Source organism: Streptomyces sp. NPDC002773 (assembly GCF_040295605.1).
In the GTDB taxonomy this organism is placed as follows: Bacteria; Actinomycetota; Actinomycetes; order Streptomycetales; family Streptomycetaceae; genus Streptomyces.
Genome location: NZ_JBEOVO010000060.1, coordinates 1 through 16,847, shown reverse-complemented (window position 1 = coordinate 16,847; position 16,847 = coordinate 1). Strand labels below are relative to the sequence as shown.

The window sequence follows — 16,847 nt, the reverse complement described above, 5'->3', positions numbered from 1 at the left end:
CCCGCCTTGTTGGTGCGGGTGTGGTGGGTCGGGGGGGGGGGGGGGGGGGGGGGGCTGCGGCGCCGCTTGAAGAGGGAGATTCCCCCACCCCTCCCCCCACGCCCTCGGGCGTGGGGGGACCCCCACTTCCCGAAACCGGGGGCTCCGTCCCCGGACCCCCGCGCCTCAAACGCCGGCGGGGCTGAGGTTTGCCGGGGGCCCCGCTCCTCCAGCCGCGCCTTCAATCCGTCCGCCCTCCTCCGCGCATCCCGCACCGTCAACGGCAACGGCTCCCACCCCGCCAGCCTCCCCAGCCCCACCACCGGCGGGTGCACCGGCGACATCGCCATGATCTCGGCGGGGGAGCCCATCACGCCCTCCGGAAGCAGCAGCACCTGGTCCGCGTACTGCACCACCCGTTCAAGGCGGTGCTCCGCAAGCAGCACCGTCGTGCCCAGGTCGTGGACCAGCCGCTGGAGCACCGCGAGGACGTCCTCCGCCGCTGACGGGTCCAGCGCGGAGGTCGGCTCGTCGAGGACGAGGACCTTGGGGTGCGGGGTGAGGACGGAGCCGATCGCGACCCGCTGGCGCTGGCCGCCGGAGAGCGTGGCGATGGGGCGGTCGCGGAGTTCGGCGAGGCCGAGGAGGTCGAGGGTCTCCTCGACGCGGCGCCGCATGACGGCCGGCGCGAGGCCGAGCGATTCCATGCCGTACGCCAGCTCGTCCTCGACCGTGTCCGTGACGAAATGCGCCGACGGGTCCTGGCCGACCGTGCCCACCAGGTCCGCGAGCTCGCGCGGCGGATGCGTGCGGGTGTCGCGGCCGTCGACCGTCACCCGACCCGTAAGGGTGCCGCCCGTGAAGTGGGGGACGAGCCCGGAGACCGCGCCGAGAAGAGTCGACTTGCCGACGCCCGAGGGGCCGACGAGCAGCACCAGCTCTCCCTCGGGGACGGTGAGGTCCAGGCCCCGCAGGGTCGGCTCGTGCTGTTCGTCGGCCCCCTCGTAGGTCACCGAGACGTTCTCGAAGCGGATCACGCGTTCTCCTTGGGAGCGGGGGGAACGGGGGGAACAGGGGCCACCAACGCGGGCAGCAGCCCCACAAGGACCGACGCGGCAGGCCAGAGCGGCAGCTCCGGCGCCTCCAGCGGCACGACCCCGGGGTGCAGCGCGTCCGGCGCGTACGCGTTCGCCCAGATCATCAGGGCGGCGACCGCCACCCCCGAACCGGCGACCAGCCACGCCCGGAGGCCCCAGCGGTCCGGCCGGTAGCGGGTGCGGACGGTCCGGCGCCCGCCGAGCCGCAGCCCGGCCATGGCCGCGAGCAGCCCGGCGCCGACCAGCGGCAGCCCGTACCCCGCGCCCTCCGCCGCGAGCAGCCCGTACGAACCGGCGCAGATCCCGAGCAGCCCGCCGAGCGTCAGTACGTTCGTGGTGCGCCGCACGGAGGCCGGGACCCGCGCCGTCCGCCCGTACCCGCGCGCGTCCATCGAGGCCGCGACGGCGATCGACCGCTCAAGCGCGCCCTCCAGGACCGGCAGGCCGATCTGGAGGACCGCCCGCACACCGCCGGTGGGGCGGCCGCGCAGCCGTCGGGCGGTACGCAGCCGGACCACGTCGGCGACCATGTTCGGCGCGAACGTCATCGCCACGACGACGGCGACCCCCGCCTCGTACAGCGCTCCCGGCAACGATTTCAGCAGCCGCGCCGGGTTGGCCAGCGCGTTCGCCGCGCCCACGCAGATCAGCAGGGTCGCCAGCTTGGCCCCGTCGTACACCGCGAACACCAGTTGCTCGGCCGTCACCCGCCCCCCGATCCGGATCCCCTGCGCCCAGTCGGGCAGCGGCACCTCGGGCAGCGTGAACAGGACGTGCGTGCCCGGGATCGGGGAGCCGAGCAGCAGCGAGAAGACGACCCGCAGCGCGACGACGAACAGGCCGAGCTTCACGAACGCGCCGTACGAGCGGGCCCACGGCGCGTCCGTACGGCGGGCCGCCACGACGTAACCCGCGACCCCGACGAGCAGACCGAGCAGCAGGGGGTTGGTGGTACGGGAGGCGGCGACGGCCAGGCCGAGCGCCCACAGCCACCACGCGCCCGCGTGCAGGGCATTGGCCCGGCTCGCCACGGGGGCCGTGAACACACTGAGGCCTCGGGCCGCGCTCGTACGGGCCGCGCTCGTACGGGCCGCGCTCGCACGGGCCTCGCTCATACGGGCCGCACTCATGCGCGGCGGCGGGCCTTCCAGATCGCCGCCCCGCCCAGGGCCAGGACGCCCGCCCCGCCCGCGAGGACGCCGAAGGACGGACCGCCGCCGCTTCCCTCTTCTCCGGCGCGCGGAGGCGACGACGCGGGGGCCGACTCCGACGCGTTCTCCGCGACCTGTTCGCCGCAGCCCCGCGCCGGGTAGCCGGCGATCCCGCACAGCATGGCCGCGCTGTCGTACCGCAGGGGCTTCGTCACCGTGGCGAGCGCCTCCGCGCCCGTCGCGTCCTCCCGGACCTGCGCGCAGCCGACCTCGACCGGCTTCGCGGGCGGGGCCTCGCCGGGCGGCGCGTCCGCCGCGCCGCCGAAGTCGACGACGACCGCGACCCGCTTGGTGCCGTCCTTCTTCTCCACGCCCCCGCAGATTCCCGCGAAGTCGGGGGCGGCGGAGGGCACGGAGGTGTCGCCCGTGCCGTTGCTGACCGCGAAGCGGAAGCCGATCGCGTCACCGTCGGCGGGGCGCGCGGTCGCGGGTCCCTGCGTGGCGTACGCCCACGGCTTGCCGCCGTCGCTCTCCCAGAACGACCAGTAGCGGTAGCCGGCCGCCTGCGCCGGAGCCGCCGCGACCACGGTCAGGGTGAGCAGCGCGCCGGCCGCGGCGCCCGCGGCCCGCGCGGTCGCCCCACTGAGGGTCCTCACTTCTTGCGGCCGCTCACGAGGAAGCCGATGCCGACGCCGACGACCGTGCCGATGCCGATGATCCACCACACGTCGAAACCGCGGCCCTCGTCGTCGCTCGTCGTGGACGAGGCCGAGGTGTCGGGGGACTTGGGCGCGGGACCGGTGGCGTTGAGCTGCTCCACCAGGTCCACCGAGCCGAACTCGCGCGGGTCGGTCTCCGTCGCGCGGGCGGCCAGGATCAGCTGCGCGTACGCGGCCGGGCCGCTCTCCTTCGCCCAGGCGGCGGAGTTCTTCTCCAGCCAGTCGAGGGCGGGCTGCGCCTCCTTCGCGGCGCCGGACGCGGCGAGCGCGACGACGGCGTCGGCGGTGTTGCCGAAGTCGGGCTGCTCGGTCGTGTCGGTGGCGCCGGGCATCGGCGGCAGGGCGAGGTGACCGGTCTTGGCGAGGGCCTTCGCCAGGTAGGAGGCGCCGTTGAGCGCGGCCCGCTCGACCGTCGGCTTCGACAGGTCGGCGCAGGCCGGCGGCTGCGCCGGGGACGCCTTGGTGGCGACGATGCTCTTGCCGAGCCCGGCGAGGGTGGCGGCGGCGGTGGCGTCGGCGTTCGCGAGCAGCTTGCCGGCCTTGTCCGGCTGGTACGCGAAGGCGCCGGCCCCGGCCTTGTCCGAGCAGGGCACCGCGAAGGAGAGGAGCGCGTCGTAGGGCGTACGGCCCTCGGCGGAGGTGAACGAGCCGGGCCGCACCCCGTTCGCGGCGAGCGCGCCGACGACGATCGAGGTGGAGTTGGCGTCGCTGGGGCCGCCGACGCCGTATCCCCAGCCGCCGTCCTTGTTCTGCACGGTCCGCAGCCAGTCGGAGCCGGCCTTCACGGCCGTGTCGATCTTCTGCGGGTCGGTGGACTGGCGGCGGACGGCGCGGAGCGCCTGCACGGCGACGGCGGTGGCGTTGGTGTCCCGCATCGTCTTCGCGTCGCAGGCCTTCGTGGCGTCCGCGCGGTACGAGCTGAAGGAACCGTCCGCGCACTGCTGGCCGAGGAGCCAGTCCACGGCCTGGTCGGCGGGCTGGTAGCCGGTGGTGCGCTGGGCGAGGAAGGCGAGCGACTGGCGCCAGACGCCGTCGTACGTCGGGTCCTTCTTGCCGTACAGGCCGGGCGGGATCGCGACGGCCGAGGCGGACGGGGAAGGAGCGGCGGGAGCGGCTGGTGCGGCCATGGCCACCCCGGCTGCTCCTGAGCCGAGCAGGACGGCGGCGGCGGCGAGCGCGGCGGCGCCGCGGCGGACGGTGTTCATGGGGCCCTCTCCTGCGGCCGGGCACCGGCACGCCACAGGGGCACCAGGCTCCGGCTCCGTATTCCTCGACGGTGCCGGCGGTCACGTCCCGGGCGGGGCATTCCGACTCGCCGTCTCCTGGGAGACGGCTCACGGTTGCGGGGTCAGTGCCGGATTCGCACCGGCTTCCCCCCTTACGGGCATGATGACGACGTGCCCTCACTCTACCGGCCCGTACGGCCCGGGCCCCGGGGGGTGCGAGGGGGTCGTACCTGCGCGGGGACGGTCACCGGGGTGATCTTGGAAGGCCCGGGACCTCACACGGCCACGTACTCCACCGGGTCCGTCCCTGCCACCGGCTCCGCGCGTCCCAGCTTCACCAGGCGGCGGACGTGGGCCTCGGCCTCGCTGACGGCGATGTTCCGCGACCCGTAGGGGATGTCCTGCCAGGGGCGGTTCCACTCCATCCGCTCGGCGAGCTGCCAGGGGGTGAGCGGGGTGGCGAGCAGCCCGAGGAGCCCGGTGAGCCGTTCCTCGTGGTGGTCGAGGAGTTCGCGGACCCGGCCGGCGGCGTCGGTGAAGGCGTGCTGATGGGCGGGGAGGACTTCGGCGACGCCGAGGCGCCCGACGCGTTCGAGGGAGTCGAGGTAGTCACCGAGGGGGTCGGTGACGGTCCCGTCGTCGGGGTCCTCGTAGAGCCCGATGTGCGGGGAGATCCCGGGCAGCAGATGGTCGCCGGAGAAGAGACGGCCGTGGCCGGGGAGCCGGGAGGGGTGCTCCTCCTCCAGGTGGAGGCAGACGTGGCCGGGGGTGTGGCCCGGGGTCCAGATCGCGCGCAGCCGGCGGCCGGCCAGGTCGAGCAGCTCGCCGGGGACGATCTCGCGGTCGGGGATCGCGGAGCGCAGACCGGGCAGGGTGTCCATGCGTCCGGAGGTCCTCGCGGCCCGCAGCGGGGCGATGTGGTCCTCGGGCGCGCCGACGGTGGCGAGCTTCCGGGCGAGGTAGTCGAGCCAGGTGCCGGGTTCGGACTCGCGGGTGCGGCGGACGACGGCGGTGTCGGCGGCGTGCATGGCGATCCAGGCCCCGGACTCCTCGCGGACCCGGCCGGAGAGCCCGTGGTGGTCGGGGTGGTGGTGGGTGACGACGACCCCGTGGACCTCGCTCACGGCCAGGCCCAACGCGCCGAGCCCCGCGACCAGTTCGGCCCAGGAGGCGGGATCGTCCCAGCCGGTGTCGACGAGGACCGGGCCGCGGTCCGTGTCGAGGACGTGGACGAGGGTGTGGCCGAGCGGGTTGTCGGGGATGGGCACCCGGAGCGACCAGACGCCCCCGCCGTGCTCGGTCACCTGGTGCGCGGGTTCCCGCATGGATCCTCATCTCTCCACGGTGGTACGGAGCATGCTCGACCGTTGCCCATCATAACTAGAACTGGTATCAGTTCTGAGACATCGTCAGGGAAATCCTCTCCTCAGAAGGCGGCCGTCATGACCGAACTTGTGGAGCACGGAAAGCTGTTCATCGGCGGGGAGTTGACCGACCCGCTCGGCGAGCAGGTCATCGAGGTCATCTCCCCGCACACGGAGGAGGTCATCGGGCGCGTCCCGCACGCCTCCACCGCCGATGTCGACCGGGCCGTGGCCGCCGCCCGCCGGGCCTTCGACGAAGGGCCCTGGCCCCGGATGACCGTCGAGGAGCGGATCGCGGTCGTCGGCCGCGTCAAGGACGGGGTCGCCGCGCGGTACGAGGAGATCGCCCGCTCCATCAGCGCCCAGAACGGCTCCCCGTACTCCTGGTCCGTCCTCGCCCAGGCGCTCGGCGCGATGATGGTCTGGGACGCGGCGATCACCGTGGCCCGCGACTTCGTGTTCGAGGAGCGGCGCGGTGGCGTCCTCGGGCCGCTGCTCGTCCGCCGCGAGCCGGTCGGCGTGGTCGCGGCCGTCGTCCCGTGGAACGTGCCGCAGTTCACCGCCGCCGCCAAGCTCGGGCCCGCGCTGCTCGCCGGCTGCACGGTGGTCCTCAAGCCCTCGCCGGAGTCGCCCCTCGACTCGTACATCCTCGCCGACATCGCCACCGAGGCCGGGCTGCCCGAGGGCGTGCTCAGCATCCTGCCCGCCGACCGCGAGGTCAGCGAGTACCTCGTCGGCCACCCCGGCGTCGACAAGGTCTCCTTCACCGGCTCGGTCGCCGCCGGCAAGCGGGTCATGGAGGTCGCCTCCCGCAACCTCACCCGCGTCACCCTCGAACTCGGCGGGAAGTCCGCCGCGGTGATCCTGCCCGACGCGGACCCGGCGACGGCCGTCGCCGGGATCGTCCCGGCCGCCTGGATGAACAACGGCCAGGCGTGCGTGGCCCAGACCCGGATCCTCGCCCCCCGCTCCCGGTACGAGGAGATCGCCGAGGCCCTCGCGGCGGCGGCCGGCTCCCTCGTCGTCGGCGACCCGCTCGACCCGGCCACCCAGGTCGGCCCGCTCGTCGCCCGGCGCCAGCAGCAGCGCTCCCTCGACTACATCGGCATCGGCCAGCAGGAGGGCGCCAAGGTCCTCGCGGGCGGCGGACGCCCGGCGGGGCTCGACCGCGGCTGGTACGTCGAGCCGACGCTCTTCGGCGGCGTCGACAACTCCATGCGGATCGCCCGAGAGGAGATCTTCGGCCCGGTGATCTGCCTCCTGCCGTACGGGGACGAGGCCGAGGCCCTCAGGATCGCGAACGACTCCGACTTCGGGCTCAGCGGCAGCGTCTGGACCGCCGACGTCGAGCACGGCATCGACTTCGCGCGCGGGGTGCGCACCGGCACCTTCAACGTCAACACGTTCAGCCTCGACATGCTCGGCCCCTTCGGCGGCTACAAGAACTCGGGCCTGGGGCGGGAGTTCGGCCCCGAGGGCTTCGGCGAGTACCTGGAGCACAAGATGATCCACCTCCCGGCCGGGCACGGGGACCACTGATGGGGGACCGCTGGCACGTCGAGGTCGACCGGGGCGTCTGCATCGGCTCCGGCATGTGCGTGAACCACGCCCCGGACGGCTTCCGCCTCGACACGGCCCGCCAGTCCCACCCCCGCACACCGGAGTCCGACGCGACCGAACGACTACTCGCGGCGGCGGAGGGCTGCCCGGTGGAGGCGATCCTGATCACGCTCGCGGACGGAGGAGAGCCGGTGTTCCCGCCGGAGGAGTAGCGCCCCCGCTCCCGCTCCGTGACAAGGTGCCGTTGCGTGCCTCTGTCGTTCCCACGTGCAAAACTGGCTCCTTGTCAACGGGGGCAAGAGGCCGTCGTACGTGCGTATTTGGGAGAACTGTGCGCAAGGCGAAGTGGGTGGCCGCGGCCGCCGGTGTGGTGCTGTTGGTCGCTGGTTGCGGTAGCGAGGGCGGTTCCGAGAAGGGCGGCTCCTCCTCGGCCGGCTCGACCGCCACCGGCGGTTCGGGCAGTTCGGGCGGTGCGGGTGGTTCCAGCGACGAGAAGGTCGACGCGGCCTCCGTCACCAAGGAGCTCACCGACGCGGCGACGGGGGCCGGCTTCACGCAGGACGCCTCGGGCGAGCAGATTCCGGCCGAGCTCAAGGACTGCATGGTCAGCTGGACGGCCGACGCCGAGAAGGCCGCTGACCCGAAGAAGTCCTACGACGGCACGGTCGCGACCCTGACCGGCGGCGGCTGGAAGGAGAGCCGGAGCAACGAGATGAACGGCTCGGTCATCAAGTCCCTGGCGAAGGGCAGCTGGCAGCTCCAGGCCAGCAACCACTCCCAGGGCCCGGTGAAGATGGTCATGTTCATCGCCGCCGACAACAGCCCCGAGTGCGCGGCGGCCATCGCCGCCGACAACGCCAAGACCAAGCAGCCCTGATCCTCGGCCGCCGCTCGCGCCCGCGCCTCGCCGTACGGACCGGGGCGCGGGCGCGGCGCGTCAGCGGTGCGCCGTCGTCTCCGGCGCCGTCAGGTCGATCAGCCGGCAGACCGTCTCGATGTCGATCTTCACCTGTGCGATCGAGGCACGTCCTGACAGCCAGGTGATCAGCGCCGAGTGCCAGGTGTGCTCGATGACCCGGACCGCGGACAGCTGCGAGGGCGTCGGGTGCTCCGCCCCCATCGCGTCCAGGATGATCGCCGTCGTCAGCCGCGAGACCGTGTCCACCTCGGGGCTCACCCCGCGGTCCGCGAACGTCAGTGCCCGCACCATCGCGTCGGCGAGCTGCGGCTCGCGCTGGAGCGCGCGGAACGCCCGCATCAGGGTCTCCGCGACCCGCTCCGCCGGATCGGCGCCGGCGGGCGGCCGCTTCCGCAGCGTGGCGTGCATGTGCTGGAGCTGGTCCTGCATCGTCGCGACAAGCAGGTGGATCTTGGACGGGAAGTAGCGGTACAGCGTCCCCAGGGCCACCCCGGCCGCCTCGGCGACCTCCCGCATCTGCACGGCGTCGAAGCCGCCCCGCGCCGCGAGCTGGGCGCTGGCGTTCAGGATGCGGCGGCGGCGCGCCTCCTGGCGCTCCGTGAGGGGCGGCGACGCGGGTCTGTGGTCCGCTCTGTCGTCTGCGGTCATGGGGTCCCGTTCCGTGCGGTGGGGAGCGTCAGTATGGCCGTGCGGGCGCCGTGGTGCGAATCACCTGTTCCGGATCTCACCACGGAGCTACCTGCCGGTAGATTCTGTCCTCCCTGACTCCTCCCCGCCTCGTCCTCGAAGTCCTCCGCAGAGGATCGAGAAGACCGGGAAGAGCAGGCGAACGATCAGGTGACCGTTCAAGTCTGTAACTTGTTCTAGATTAGCGCGAGCGGTTACGCTCGCGCGAAACGCACGCTCGAAGGGGGTCGCCGCATGACCGCTGAGGCCATAGAGGCAGGCCCCCGGCAGGGCGTCACCGCGGCCGGTGACGCCCCGTTGCGGATCGCGCTCCTCACGTACAAGGGCAACCCGTTCTGCGGCGGGCAGGGCGTCTACGTCCGGCACCTCTCCCGCGAACTCGCCCGCCTCGGCCACACCGTCGAGGTCTTCGGCTCCCAGCCGTACCCCACGCTCGACGAGGGCGTCCCGCTCACCGAGATCGCCAGCCTCGACCTCTACCGCTCGCCGGACCCCTTCCGGACCCCGAAGCGCGGGGAGTACCGGGACTGGATCGACGCCCTGGAAGTCGCCACCATGTGGACCGGCGGCTTCCCCGAGCCGCTCACCTTCTCGCTCCGGGCCCGGCGCGCGCTCGCCGCCCGCCGCGGCGACTTCGACGTCGTCCACGACAACCAGACCCTCGGGTACGGGCTCCTCGGCGGCCCGCAGGCGATCGGCGCCCCGCTCGTCACCACGATCCACCACCCCATCACCGTCGACCGGCAGCTCGAACTCGACGCCGCCACCGACTGGAAGCGCCGCGCCTCCGTCCGCCGGTGGTACGCCTTCACCGGCATGCAGAAGAAGGTCGCCCGCCGCCTGCCGTCCGTGCTCACCGTCTCCGGCACCTCACGCCAGGAGATCGTCGACCACCTCGGCGTACGCGAGGACCGCATCGACGTCGTCCACATCGGCGCCGACACCGACCTGTGGTCCCCGGACCCGTCCGTCGCCGAGGTTCCGGGCCGGATCGTCACCACGTCCAGCGCCGACGTCCCCCTCAAGGGCCTGGTCCACCTCGTCGAGGCGCTCGCCAAGCTCCGCACCGAGAACCCGGACGCGCACCTCGTCGTCGTCGGCAAGCGCGCCGAGGACGGGCCGGTCGCCCAGGCCATCGAGCGGTACGGGCTGGACGGGGCCGTCGAGTTCGTGAAGGGCATCAGCGACGCCGAGCTCGTCGACCTGGTCCGGTCCGCCCAGGTCTCCTGCGTGCCGTCGCTGTACGAGGGGTTCTCGCTGCCCGCGGCCGAGGCGATGGCCACGGGGACGGCGCTCGTCGCGACGACGGGTGGCGCGATTCCGGAGGTCGCCGGGGCCGACGGGGAGACGTGCCTCGCGGTGCCGCCGGGGGATGCGGGGGCGTTGGCGGCGGCGCTCGGGCGGGTGCTGGGTGACTCTGCGCTTCGGGCGCGGCTGGGTGCGGCGGGGCGCGAGCGGGTGCTGTCCCGGTTCACGTGGGCGCGGGCGGCGCAGGGCACTGCGGACCTGTACCGCGAGGCGATCGCTCGCCAAGGCGCCGGGGCGCGCCGGTGACGCCTCGCTTTCGTTGCCGGGTGCGGCCCGGTGGGTGGGTTGTGCCCACCCTCCCCCGAGCTCTCGGCTTCGTTCGAGCAGGGGGGACCCCCGTCGCCCTGCGGAACGATTGCCCACAACCGGGCGGCGGCAGTGCCTGCCCTCCCTCATCCTTCCACCCCGAAAGCAGGACGACCCCGTGCTGACCGTCGACTTCACCCGCTTCCCGCTCGCCCCCGGCGACCGTGTGCTCGATCTGGGCTGTGGGGCGGGACGGCACGCCTTCGAGTGTTACCGGCGGGGCGCGCAGGTCGTGGCCCTCGACCAGAACGCCGAGGAGATCCGCGAGGTCGCGAAGTGGTTCGCGGCGATGAAGGAGGCCGGGGAGGCCCCGGCGGGCGCGACCGCCACCGCGATGGAGGGTGACGCGCTCAACCTGCCGTTCCCCGACGAGTCCTTCGACGTCGTCATCATCTCCGAGGTCATGGAGCACATCCCGGACGACAAGGGCGTGCTCGCCGAGATGGTCCGCGTCCTCAAGCCGGGCGGCCGCATCGCGATCACCGTGCCCCGCTACGGCCCCGAGAAGCTCTGCTGGACGCTCTCCGACGCGTACCACGAGGTCGAGGGCGGCCACATCCGCATCTACAAGGCCGACGAACTCCTCGCCAAGATCCGGCAGGCCGGCCTCAAGCCGTACGGCACCCACCACGCGCACGCGCTGCACTCGCCGTACTGGTGGCTGAAGTGCGCGTTCGGCGTGGACAACGACAAGGCGCTGCCGGTCCGCGCGTACCACAAGCTCCTGGTCTGGGACATCATGAAGAAGCCCGCCCTGACCCGGGTCGCCGAGCAGCTGCTCAACCCGGTCGTCGGCAAGAGCTTCGTGGCGTACGCGACCAAGCCCCACCTCCCGAAGGCCGACGCCCCCGAGGCCGACGCCCTCAAGGCCGACACCGTGGACGCCGCCAAGTGACCTCTCCCGAGCGGATCGCGGAGCACCTCCTCCTGCCCGGGGTCCTCACCGCCGAGCAGGCGGCCGAGACCGTCGCCGGGATACTCGCCGTGCAGCGCGAGGACGGCGCCATACCGTGGTTCCGGGGCCACCACCTCGACCCGTGGGACCACACCGAGGCCGCCATGGCCCTGGACGCGGCCGGCGAACACGCCGCCGCCGCCCGCGCCTACGAGTGGCTCGCCCGGCACCAGAACAGCGACGGCTCCTGGTACGCGGCCTACCACGACGGCGACCCGGCCGACGTCACCGACCGCGGCCGCGAGTCCAACTTCGTCGCGTACATCGCGGTCGGCGTCTGGCACCACCACCTGTCCACCGGCGACGACGCCTTCCTCGACCGGATGTGGCCCACCGTCTACGCGGCCGTCGAGTTCGTCCTCGCACTCCAGCAGCCGGGCGGCCAGATCGGCTGGAAGCGCGAGACCGACGGCACGCCCGTCAACGACGCGCTGCTCACCGGCAGTTCGTCGATCCATCAGGCGCTCCGCTGCGCCCTCGCCATCGCCGAGGCCCGTGAGGAGCCGCAGCCCGACTGGGAGCTGGCGGCCGGGGCCCTCGGCCACGCGATCCGCCGGCACCCCGACCGCTTCCTCGACAAGTCCCGCTACTCGATGGACTGGTACTACCCGGTCCTCGGCGGCGCGCTCACGGGCCCCGAGGCGCAGGCCCGTATCGACGCCGACTGGGACGCGTTCGTCGTCCCCGGGCTCGGGGTGCGCTGCGTCCTGCCCAACCCGTGGGTCACGGGCGGCGAGAGCTGCGAACTCGCCCTCGCCCTCTGGGTGATGGGCGAGTCCGACCGGGCCCTGGAGATCCTCCAGTCCATCCAGCACCTGCGCGCCGAGAACGGCATGTACTGGACGGGTTACGTCTTCGAGGGCGACCGTGCCGTGTGGCCCGAGGAGCTCACCGCCTGGACGGCCGGCTCGCTGCTCCTCGCCGTGGCGGCGCTGGGCGGCGACGAGGCGACCGGGGCGGTGTTCGGGGGCGAACGACTGCCCAGGGGCCTCGAACCGGACTGCTGCGGGTGAACCCGAGGGCCGTGGAGGCCCTCAGTGGCGGCGCAGCAGGCGCCCCGCCACCGTGTGCCCGATGACGAGGTACACGACGGCGGCGAGGCCGTAGCCCGCCACCACCCGCGCCCAGGCCTCGTCGAAGGTGAACAGGTCGTGCGACCAGCCCGCCAGCCAGCGGGCGGCGTCCTGCACGAACTCCACCAGGCCGTTGCCCCGGTTGGCGCCCAGTAGGTACATGAGGATCCAGAGGCCGATGATGGCGGCCATGACATCGGCGAGGACGCTGATCACCCTCGCCGCTTGCGTGGTGTTACTCCGTCCGGAAGTCATACCCCTCGCGTTACCGCGCGTCGCCCTTCGAAACCCGTACGGAGGCGCCCCGGTGGCGGTCGTGCGGGCCCGGGGTGAGGCTGGCGCCATCGTCCTCCAGGGAGGTCCTGCCGTGCCCGTCGTGTCCGCCGCACCCGTCGTGTCCAGAAGCGTTGCGCGTGGAGTCGTGGCGCTGCTGCTGTCCTGCGCCCTGCTCCTCACCACCGCCGCCTGCGGCGGCGACGACGGGCAGAGCGCGAGCGGGGCCGCGACCCCGTCGAGTACGGGCACCTTCGAGCAGCAGAGGCTCGCCAAGACGCGGTTCGTGGCCAACGCCGGGCTCGCCGCGGGAGCCACGTACCAGTGGATCGTGAAGCCGTACCGGGCGGGCAAGTTCAAGAAGGGCGCGGACGGGCGGACCTTCGCCCTGGTGAAGGCGGGCCTCGCGGGGGCGTTCACGTACAACAGGCTGAAGGCGGCGGTGAACAACGCCAAGGGCGATCCGCTGCTCTCGAAGGCGGTCGCGCCGCTCTCGGCGGGGATCGACTCGCTCAAGGACCTCGGCACGAAGCTGCGCAAGGGCGAGGCGGGCAGCGCGGACGTCGGCGCCTTCGAGAACATCATCAACAGCGTCAAGGACGCGGGGAAGAGCGCCGGCGCCGAGGTCGTCGACAAGGTGCCCAGTACGTCGCAACTCGGCGGGTAGTGCTAGGAGTTCAGCTCCGCGAGCAGACGGAGCGTGGCGGGGTCCGGTGAGGTGACCAGGAGGTCCGTCACCGGGCCCCGCCGCCATTTCTCCAGGCGTCCGGCGATCCGTTTCCGGGGGCCGGTGAGGGAGATCTCGTCCGCGAAGGCGTCCGGGACCGCGAGCACCGCCTCCTCCCGCCGCCCCGCCGCGAACAGCTCCTGGACGCGCCCGGCCTCCTTCCCGTACCCCATCCGCCCCATCAGGTCGGCGTGGAAGTTGCGGAACGCGTGCCCCATGCCGCCGATGTAGAAGCCCAGCATCGCCTTGACCGGCAGCAGTCCGGCCGCCACGTCCTCGCAGAGCTGCGCGCGGACCATGGGCGCGACCAGGAAGCCGGTCGGGAGGCGCTCCGGCAGGGCGTACACCTCGGCCCAGCGGTCAGGCGTCCAGTACAGCGGCAGCCAGCCGTCCGCGATGGCGAGGGTCTGCGCGATGTTCTTCGGTCCCTCGGCGCCGAGCAGCACGGGGACGTCGGGCCGGAGCGGATGGGTGATCGGCTTGAGCGCCTTGCCGAGGCCGGTGCCGTCCGCTCCGGTGTACGGGTGGGAGTGGTGGCGCCCGTCGAGCCGGACCGGGCCCTCGCGGCGCAGCACCTGCCGGACCACGTCCACGTACTCGCGGGTCGCGGTCAGCGGCGAGCGGGGGAAGGGGCGCCCGTACCAGCCCTCGACGACCTGCGGCCCCGACAGGCCGAGGCCGAGCATCACGCGCCCGCCGGAGAGGTGGTCGAGGGTGAGCGCGTGCATCGCGGTGGTGGTGGGCGCGCGGGCGGCCATCTGCGCGACGGCGGTGCCCAGCTTGATACGGGTCGTGTGGGCGGCGATCCAGGTCAGCGCGGTGAAGGCGTCGGAGCCCCAGGCCTCGGCCGTCCACACGGAGTCGTAGCCGAGCCGTTCGGCCTCGCGGGCGAGGTCGAGATGGGCGGGGGAGGGGCCGCGGCCCCAGTAGCCGAGGGCGAGTCCCAGTCGCATCGCGCGCATCCTTTCTGACGATACGTCAGGTCGTGCGTCGCGGGGGACTGTACGGCAACGGCCCCCCGCCCGGAAGGGATTCCGGACGAGGGGCCGTGTGTGTACGTACGGCGGGATCAGCCGCGCTGGATGCCCGTCGTGTCCTGGAGGACACCGCGGCGGCCGTCCTGCGTCTGCGCCACCAGGGCGGGACCGCGCTGCTCGACCGCCAGGTACCAGGTACCCGGGGCCAGCTCGGCGATCGGCGCCTGGGAGCCGTCCTCCGCGTACAGCTGGCGGGCGACCGGGACGGCGAACCAGAACGGCGCGAAGTCCGAGGCCGGCTGCGGCTGCGGGGCCTGCGCCTGGGCCTGCGGCTCCGGCTGGTGCGGGGCCTGCGGCTGCGGGGCGCCGGCCTGCGCGCCGAACGGCTGGCCCGCTCCCTGCGAGGGGTCCTGCGGCCCGCCGTACGACTGCTGCTGCGCGCCGGGGTAGCCGTAGCCGCCGGGGACGCCCTGCGGGCCGGGGTGGCCGGGCTGCATGCCGTACGGCTGCGGGGTCTGCGGCTTGGGCGCGCCGACGAGCGGGGCCTTGAGGGCGGGGACCAGCGGACCGGCCACGGCGGCACCGGCCGCGATCAGGGCGGCGATCAGGCCGAGGATCAGGCCCGCACCGGCGCTGGTCGCCTCGAAGATCCACATGAGCAGGGTCCAGGCGGACGCGATGGTGAACGCCGTACCGACCTGGCCCAGCTCGAGGCCGGCCACCTTGCGCTGCTGCGGCAGGCCGCGGGAGAGGACGACGAGCGCGACGCCGGCGATGCCGAGGAAGAAGGCGCCCCAGCCGAGGGGCGAGGCCTCCCACGCGTTCGGGAGGTCGACCTGCTCGCAGAGCGAGTCGGGGCCGTCGCAGCTGGCATAGGAGAGGAACGAGGCGATGAACAGCACCACCGCTGCACCGATCAGCACGCCATCGCCTCGGGTGAGGGAGCGGATATTCACGTAAGAAGTCCTTCGTCGGGTCGTCGGTCGTCGCGTCGGGGTGGCACTTCGGGGGGCCGGGCACGGGGGCGGCCCCATCGTACGGAGCGTACGGAGCGAATCTATCGCCCGCGGGTTCTACCCCTTGAGGTAGGTGGCGATGCCGTCCGCGATCCCCTGGGCCGCCTTCTGCCGCCACTGCGCGGACGAGAGCAGCTGTGCGTCCTTCGGATCACGCATATTGCCGCATTCGACGAAGACCTTGGGGACGGTTGAGAGATTGAGTCCGCCGAGATCGTCACGGACGTCCAACCCCGTACCGGAGCCCAGGTAGTTGGAGGCGGCCGTTCCGGTGGCGTGGGCGAACCGGTCCGCGATCCGCTCGCCCAGCTCGCGGGAGGGGCCGACGATCCCAGCCGTGTCGGCGGAGCCCTCGCGCACGCGTGCGGGCAGGATCACATGGAAACCGCGGTGCCCGGCGGCGGAGCCGTCCGCGTGGACGGAGACGACGGCGTCGGCGCGGGCCTCGTTGCCGATCCGGGCGCGCTCGTCGATGCACGGCCCGAAGGGGCGGTCGGCGTCATGGGTGAGCACCACGGTGGCACCGCGCGCGGCGAGGAGGTCCCGCAGCCGGTGGGAGACGTCGAGGGTGAAGGACGCCTCGGTGTATCCGGCGTTCGTGGAGGTGCCGGTGGTGTCGCACTCCTTGCGGTGCGTCCCGATGTCCACCTTCCGGTTGATCTCCGCGGAGTGACGGAAGTTACCGGGATTGTGGCCGGGGTCGATCACGACGGTCCGCCCGGCGAGCGAAGGGGCCGCGGGTGGCGGGGAGGGCGTCGCGCTGCTCTGCCGGGTCTCCGGGGACTGGGGGCTCGGCCCGGTCGGTTGCCCGGCCGGCTGGCTGGTCGGCTGCCCGGCGGGCTTCCCGGTGGGGGGCGAGGCCTGGGAGGCTCCGCAGCCGGCGAGCGCGGCACAGCAGCCCGTGGCGGCGAGGGCGAGGGCGAGGGTACGGCGGGCGGTGTTCCGGTGGTCGTACGGCACCCCGCGACTTTAGGCCCTGTCCGGGGCGAAATGCGGGAGGGGTACGTCGCAGGTTGGTCACCGGCCGACCGGAACGGTGGACGCGTGTGCGTGAACCGTGAAGGGTAGGGAGGAGAGGCGACGGTGGGGTGTCACCGCGCATGGACCCACGAGGGGGAACCGTGGTGGGGGAAGAACCGAACGACGCACGTCCCGAACCGAGAGACGCACGGCCGGAGTCGGGTGACGCGCGGCCGGATTTGAGCGGCGCGCGCGTGGAGCCGGGCGGTGCGCGGCCCGAGCCGAGTGATGCGCGGCCGGAGTCGGGCGGCGCGCGCGTGGAGCCCAGTGATGCGCGGCCCGAGCCGAGTGACGCGCGCCCGGAGCTGAACGACGCACGGCCCGAGCCCAACGACGCACGTCCCGAGCCGAGTGACAAGCCTGTGGGCGGGGCTTGGGGGGCCGCCGGCGGCGCCTCAACGGCCGCCGCGGCCTCCGAGGCGCCGTGGGCCGCTCCGGCGTCGGGGGGGGCCGCCCCCCCCCCCCGGGCGGCCCCCCCCCCCCCCCCCCC

At 73.4% G+C, this 16,847-nt stretch carries 17 protein-coding genes and 1 riboswitch; of the genes, 7 read left to right on the top strand and 10 right to left on the bottom strand.

What is annotated here, in order from left to right; translation table 11 throughout:
- The 5 genes from ABT034_RS34525 to ABT034_RS34505 all read right to left on the bottom strand — a co-directional run.
- On the bottom strand, positions 1–1,016 hold a 1,016-nt coding region (locus ABT034_RS34525; protein ID WP_351221064.1), incomplete at its 3' end, for an ABC transporter ATP-binding protein.
- On the bottom strand, positions 1,013–2,191 hold the full coding sequence (locus tag ABT034_RS34520; RefSeq protein ID WP_351221063.1) for an energy-coupling factor transporter transmembrane component T: 1,179 nt from the start codon (positions 2,189–2,191) through the stop codon (positions 1,013–1,015). The genes ABT034_RS34525 and ABT034_RS34520, both read right to left, overlap by 4 nt.
- Positions 2,192–2,202: 11 nt before the next feature.
- A complete protein-coding gene (locus tag ABT034_RS34515; RefSeq protein WP_351221062.1) occupies positions 2,203–2,883 on the bottom strand; it encodes an SCO2322 family protein in 681 nt (226 codons plus the stop codon).
- Positions 2,880–4,151, bottom strand: a complete 1,272-nt coding sequence (locus ABT034_RS34510; RefSeq protein WP_351221061.1) for an SCO2321 family membrane protein — start codon at positions 4,149–4,151, stop codon at positions 2,880–2,882. The genes ABT034_RS34515 and ABT034_RS34510 overlap by 4 nt, the downstream gene beginning before the upstream one ends.
- Before the next feature lie 112 nt (positions 4,152–4,263).
- Positions 4,264–4,320, bottom strand: a riboswitch (cobalamin riboswitch).
- A 127-nt stretch (positions 4,321–4,447) separates the two neighbouring features.
- Positions 4,448–5,497, bottom strand: a complete 1,050-nt coding sequence (locus tag ABT034_RS34505) for a Strvi_7410 family MBL fold metallo-hydrolase (protein ID WP_351221060.1) — start codon at positions 5,495–5,497, stop codon at positions 4,448–4,450.
- 117 nt (positions 5,498–5,614) lie between these two features.
- Between ABT034_RS34505 and ABT034_RS34500 the strand changes: the two genes are divergently transcribed.
- The 3 genes from ABT034_RS34500 to ABT034_RS34490 all read left to right on the top strand — a co-directional run bounded on the left by ABT034_RS34500 (position 5,615) and on the right by ABT034_RS34490 (position 7,973).
- Complete coding sequence (locus ABT034_RS34500; protein WP_351221059.1) at positions 5,615–7,075, top strand: aldehyde dehydrogenase; 1,461 nt, start codon at positions 5,615–5,617, stop codon at positions 7,073–7,075.
- Positions 7,075–7,308 (top strand): ferredoxin, encoded by a 234-nt coding sequence (locus ABT034_RS34495; protein WP_351221058.1) that lies wholly within the window; start codon positions 7,075–7,077, stop codon positions 7,306–7,308. Before ABT034_RS34500 ends, ABT034_RS34495 begins: the two co-directional genes overlap by 1 nt.
- 119 nt (positions 7,309–7,427) lie before the next feature.
- Complete coding sequence (locus tag ABT034_RS34490; protein ID WP_351221057.1) at positions 7,428–7,973, top strand: hypothetical protein; 546 nt, start codon at positions 7,428–7,430, stop codon at positions 7,971–7,973.
- Between the two features lie 60 nt (positions 7,974–8,033).
- Here ABT034_RS34490 and ABT034_RS34485 read toward each other — a convergent pair whose 3' ends face one another.
- The gene (locus tag ABT034_RS34485) at positions 8,034–8,663 is read right to left on the bottom strand and encodes a TetR family transcriptional regulator (RefSeq protein WP_351221056.1); all 630 of its coding nucleotides are present in this window, start codon (positions 8,661–8,663) and stop codon (positions 8,034–8,036) included.
- Positions 8,664–8,936: 273 nt separating this feature from the next.
- On the opposite strand from ABT034_RS34485, the gene ABT034_RS34480 reads away from it, so the two are divergent.
- The 3 genes from ABT034_RS34480 (at position 8,937) to ABT034_RS34470 (ending at position 12,284) form a co-directional block, all read left to right on the top strand.
- Entirely contained in the window at positions 8,937–10,256 is a 1,320-nt protein-coding gene (locus ABT034_RS34480; protein WP_351221055.1) for a glycosyltransferase family 4 protein, read from the top strand.
- Positions 10,257–10,434: 178 nt separating this feature from the next.
- Positions 10,435–11,211 (top strand): class I SAM-dependent methyltransferase, encoded by a 777-nt coding sequence (locus ABT034_RS34475; RefSeq protein ID WP_351221054.1) that lies wholly within the window; start codon positions 10,435–10,437, stop codon positions 11,209–11,211.
- Positions 11,208–12,284, top strand: coding sequence for a prenyltransferase/squalene oxidase repeat-containing protein (locus tag ABT034_RS34470; RefSeq protein ID WP_351221053.1), 1,077 nt, complete (start codon positions 11,208–11,210; stop codon positions 12,282–12,284). The genes ABT034_RS34475 and ABT034_RS34470 overlap by 4 nt, the downstream gene beginning before the upstream one ends.
- Before the next feature lie 21 nt (positions 12,285–12,305).
- Here the strand turns inward: ABT034_RS34470 and ABT034_RS34465 are convergent, their stop codons facing one another.
- On the bottom strand, positions 12,306–12,599 hold the full coding sequence (locus tag ABT034_RS34465; protein WP_351221052.1) for a hypothetical protein: 294 nt from the start codon (positions 12,597–12,599) through the stop codon (positions 12,306–12,308).
- 139 nt (positions 12,600–12,738) lie between these two features.
- Here ABT034_RS34465 and ABT034_RS34460 point away from each other — a divergent pair, with 139 nt between their 5' ends.
- Complete coding sequence (locus ABT034_RS34460; protein WP_351221065.1) at positions 12,739–13,284, top strand: hypothetical protein; 546 nt, start codon at positions 12,739–12,741, stop codon at positions 13,282–13,284.
- 2 nt (positions 13,285–13,286) lie between these two features.
- On the opposite strand, the gene ABT034_RS34455 is transcribed toward ABT034_RS34460, so the two are convergent.
- The 3 genes from ABT034_RS34455 to ABT034_RS34445 form a co-directional block, all read right to left on the bottom strand.
- A complete protein-coding gene (locus ABT034_RS34455) occupies positions 13,287–14,297 on the bottom strand; it encodes an LLM class F420-dependent oxidoreductase (RefSeq protein WP_351221051.1) in 1,011 nt (336 codons plus the stop codon).
- 116 nt (positions 14,298–14,413) lie between these two features.
- Entirely contained in the window at positions 14,414–15,277 is an 864-nt protein-coding gene (locus ABT034_RS34450) for a DUF5336 domain-containing protein (RefSeq protein WP_351221050.1), read from the bottom strand.
- A 117-nt stretch (positions 15,278–15,394) separates the two neighbouring features.
- Positions 15,395–16,297 (bottom strand): N-acetylmuramoyl-L-alanine amidase, encoded by a 903-nt coding sequence (locus ABT034_RS34445; protein ID WP_351221049.1) that lies wholly within the window; start codon positions 16,295–16,297, stop codon positions 15,395–15,397.
- Positions 16,298–16,847: the final 550 nt, after the last annotated feature.

Coding starts and splice junctions, on each gene's coding strand:
- ABT034_RS34520 (WP_351221063.1), bottom strand. CDS start 2,191: ATGAGCGAGGCCCGTGCGAGCGCGGCCCGTACGAGCGCGGCCCGTACG.
- ABT034_RS34510 (WP_351221061.1), bottom strand. CDS start 4,151: ATGAACACCGTCCGCCGCGGCGCCGCCGCGCTCGCCGCCGCCGCCGTC.
- ABT034_RS34505 (WP_351221060.1), bottom strand. CDS start 5,497: ATGCGGGAACCCGCGCACCAGGTGACCGAGCACGGCGGGGGCGTCTGG.
- ABT034_RS34500 (WP_351221059.1), top strand. CDS start 5,615: ATGACCGAACTTGTGGAGCACGGAAAGCTGTTCATCGGCGGGGAGTTG.
- ABT034_RS34495 (WP_351221058.1), top strand. CDS start 7,075: ATGGGGGACCGCTGGCACGTCGAGGTCGACCGGGGCGTCTGCATCGGC.
- ABT034_RS34485 (WP_351221056.1), bottom strand. CDS start 8,663: ATGACCGCAGACGACAGAGCGGACCACAGACCCGCGTCGCCGCCCCTC.
- ABT034_RS34480 (WP_351221055.1), top strand. CDS start 8,937: ATGACCGCTGAGGCCATAGAGGCAGGCCCCCGGCAGGGCGTCACCGCG.
- ABT034_RS34465 (WP_351221052.1), bottom strand. CDS start 12,599: ATGACTTCCGGACGGAGTAACACCACGCAAGCGGCGAGGGTGATCAGC.
- ABT034_RS34455 (WP_351221051.1), bottom strand. CDS start 14,297: ATGCGACTGGGACTCGCCCTCGGCTACTGGGGCCGCGGCCCCTCCCCC.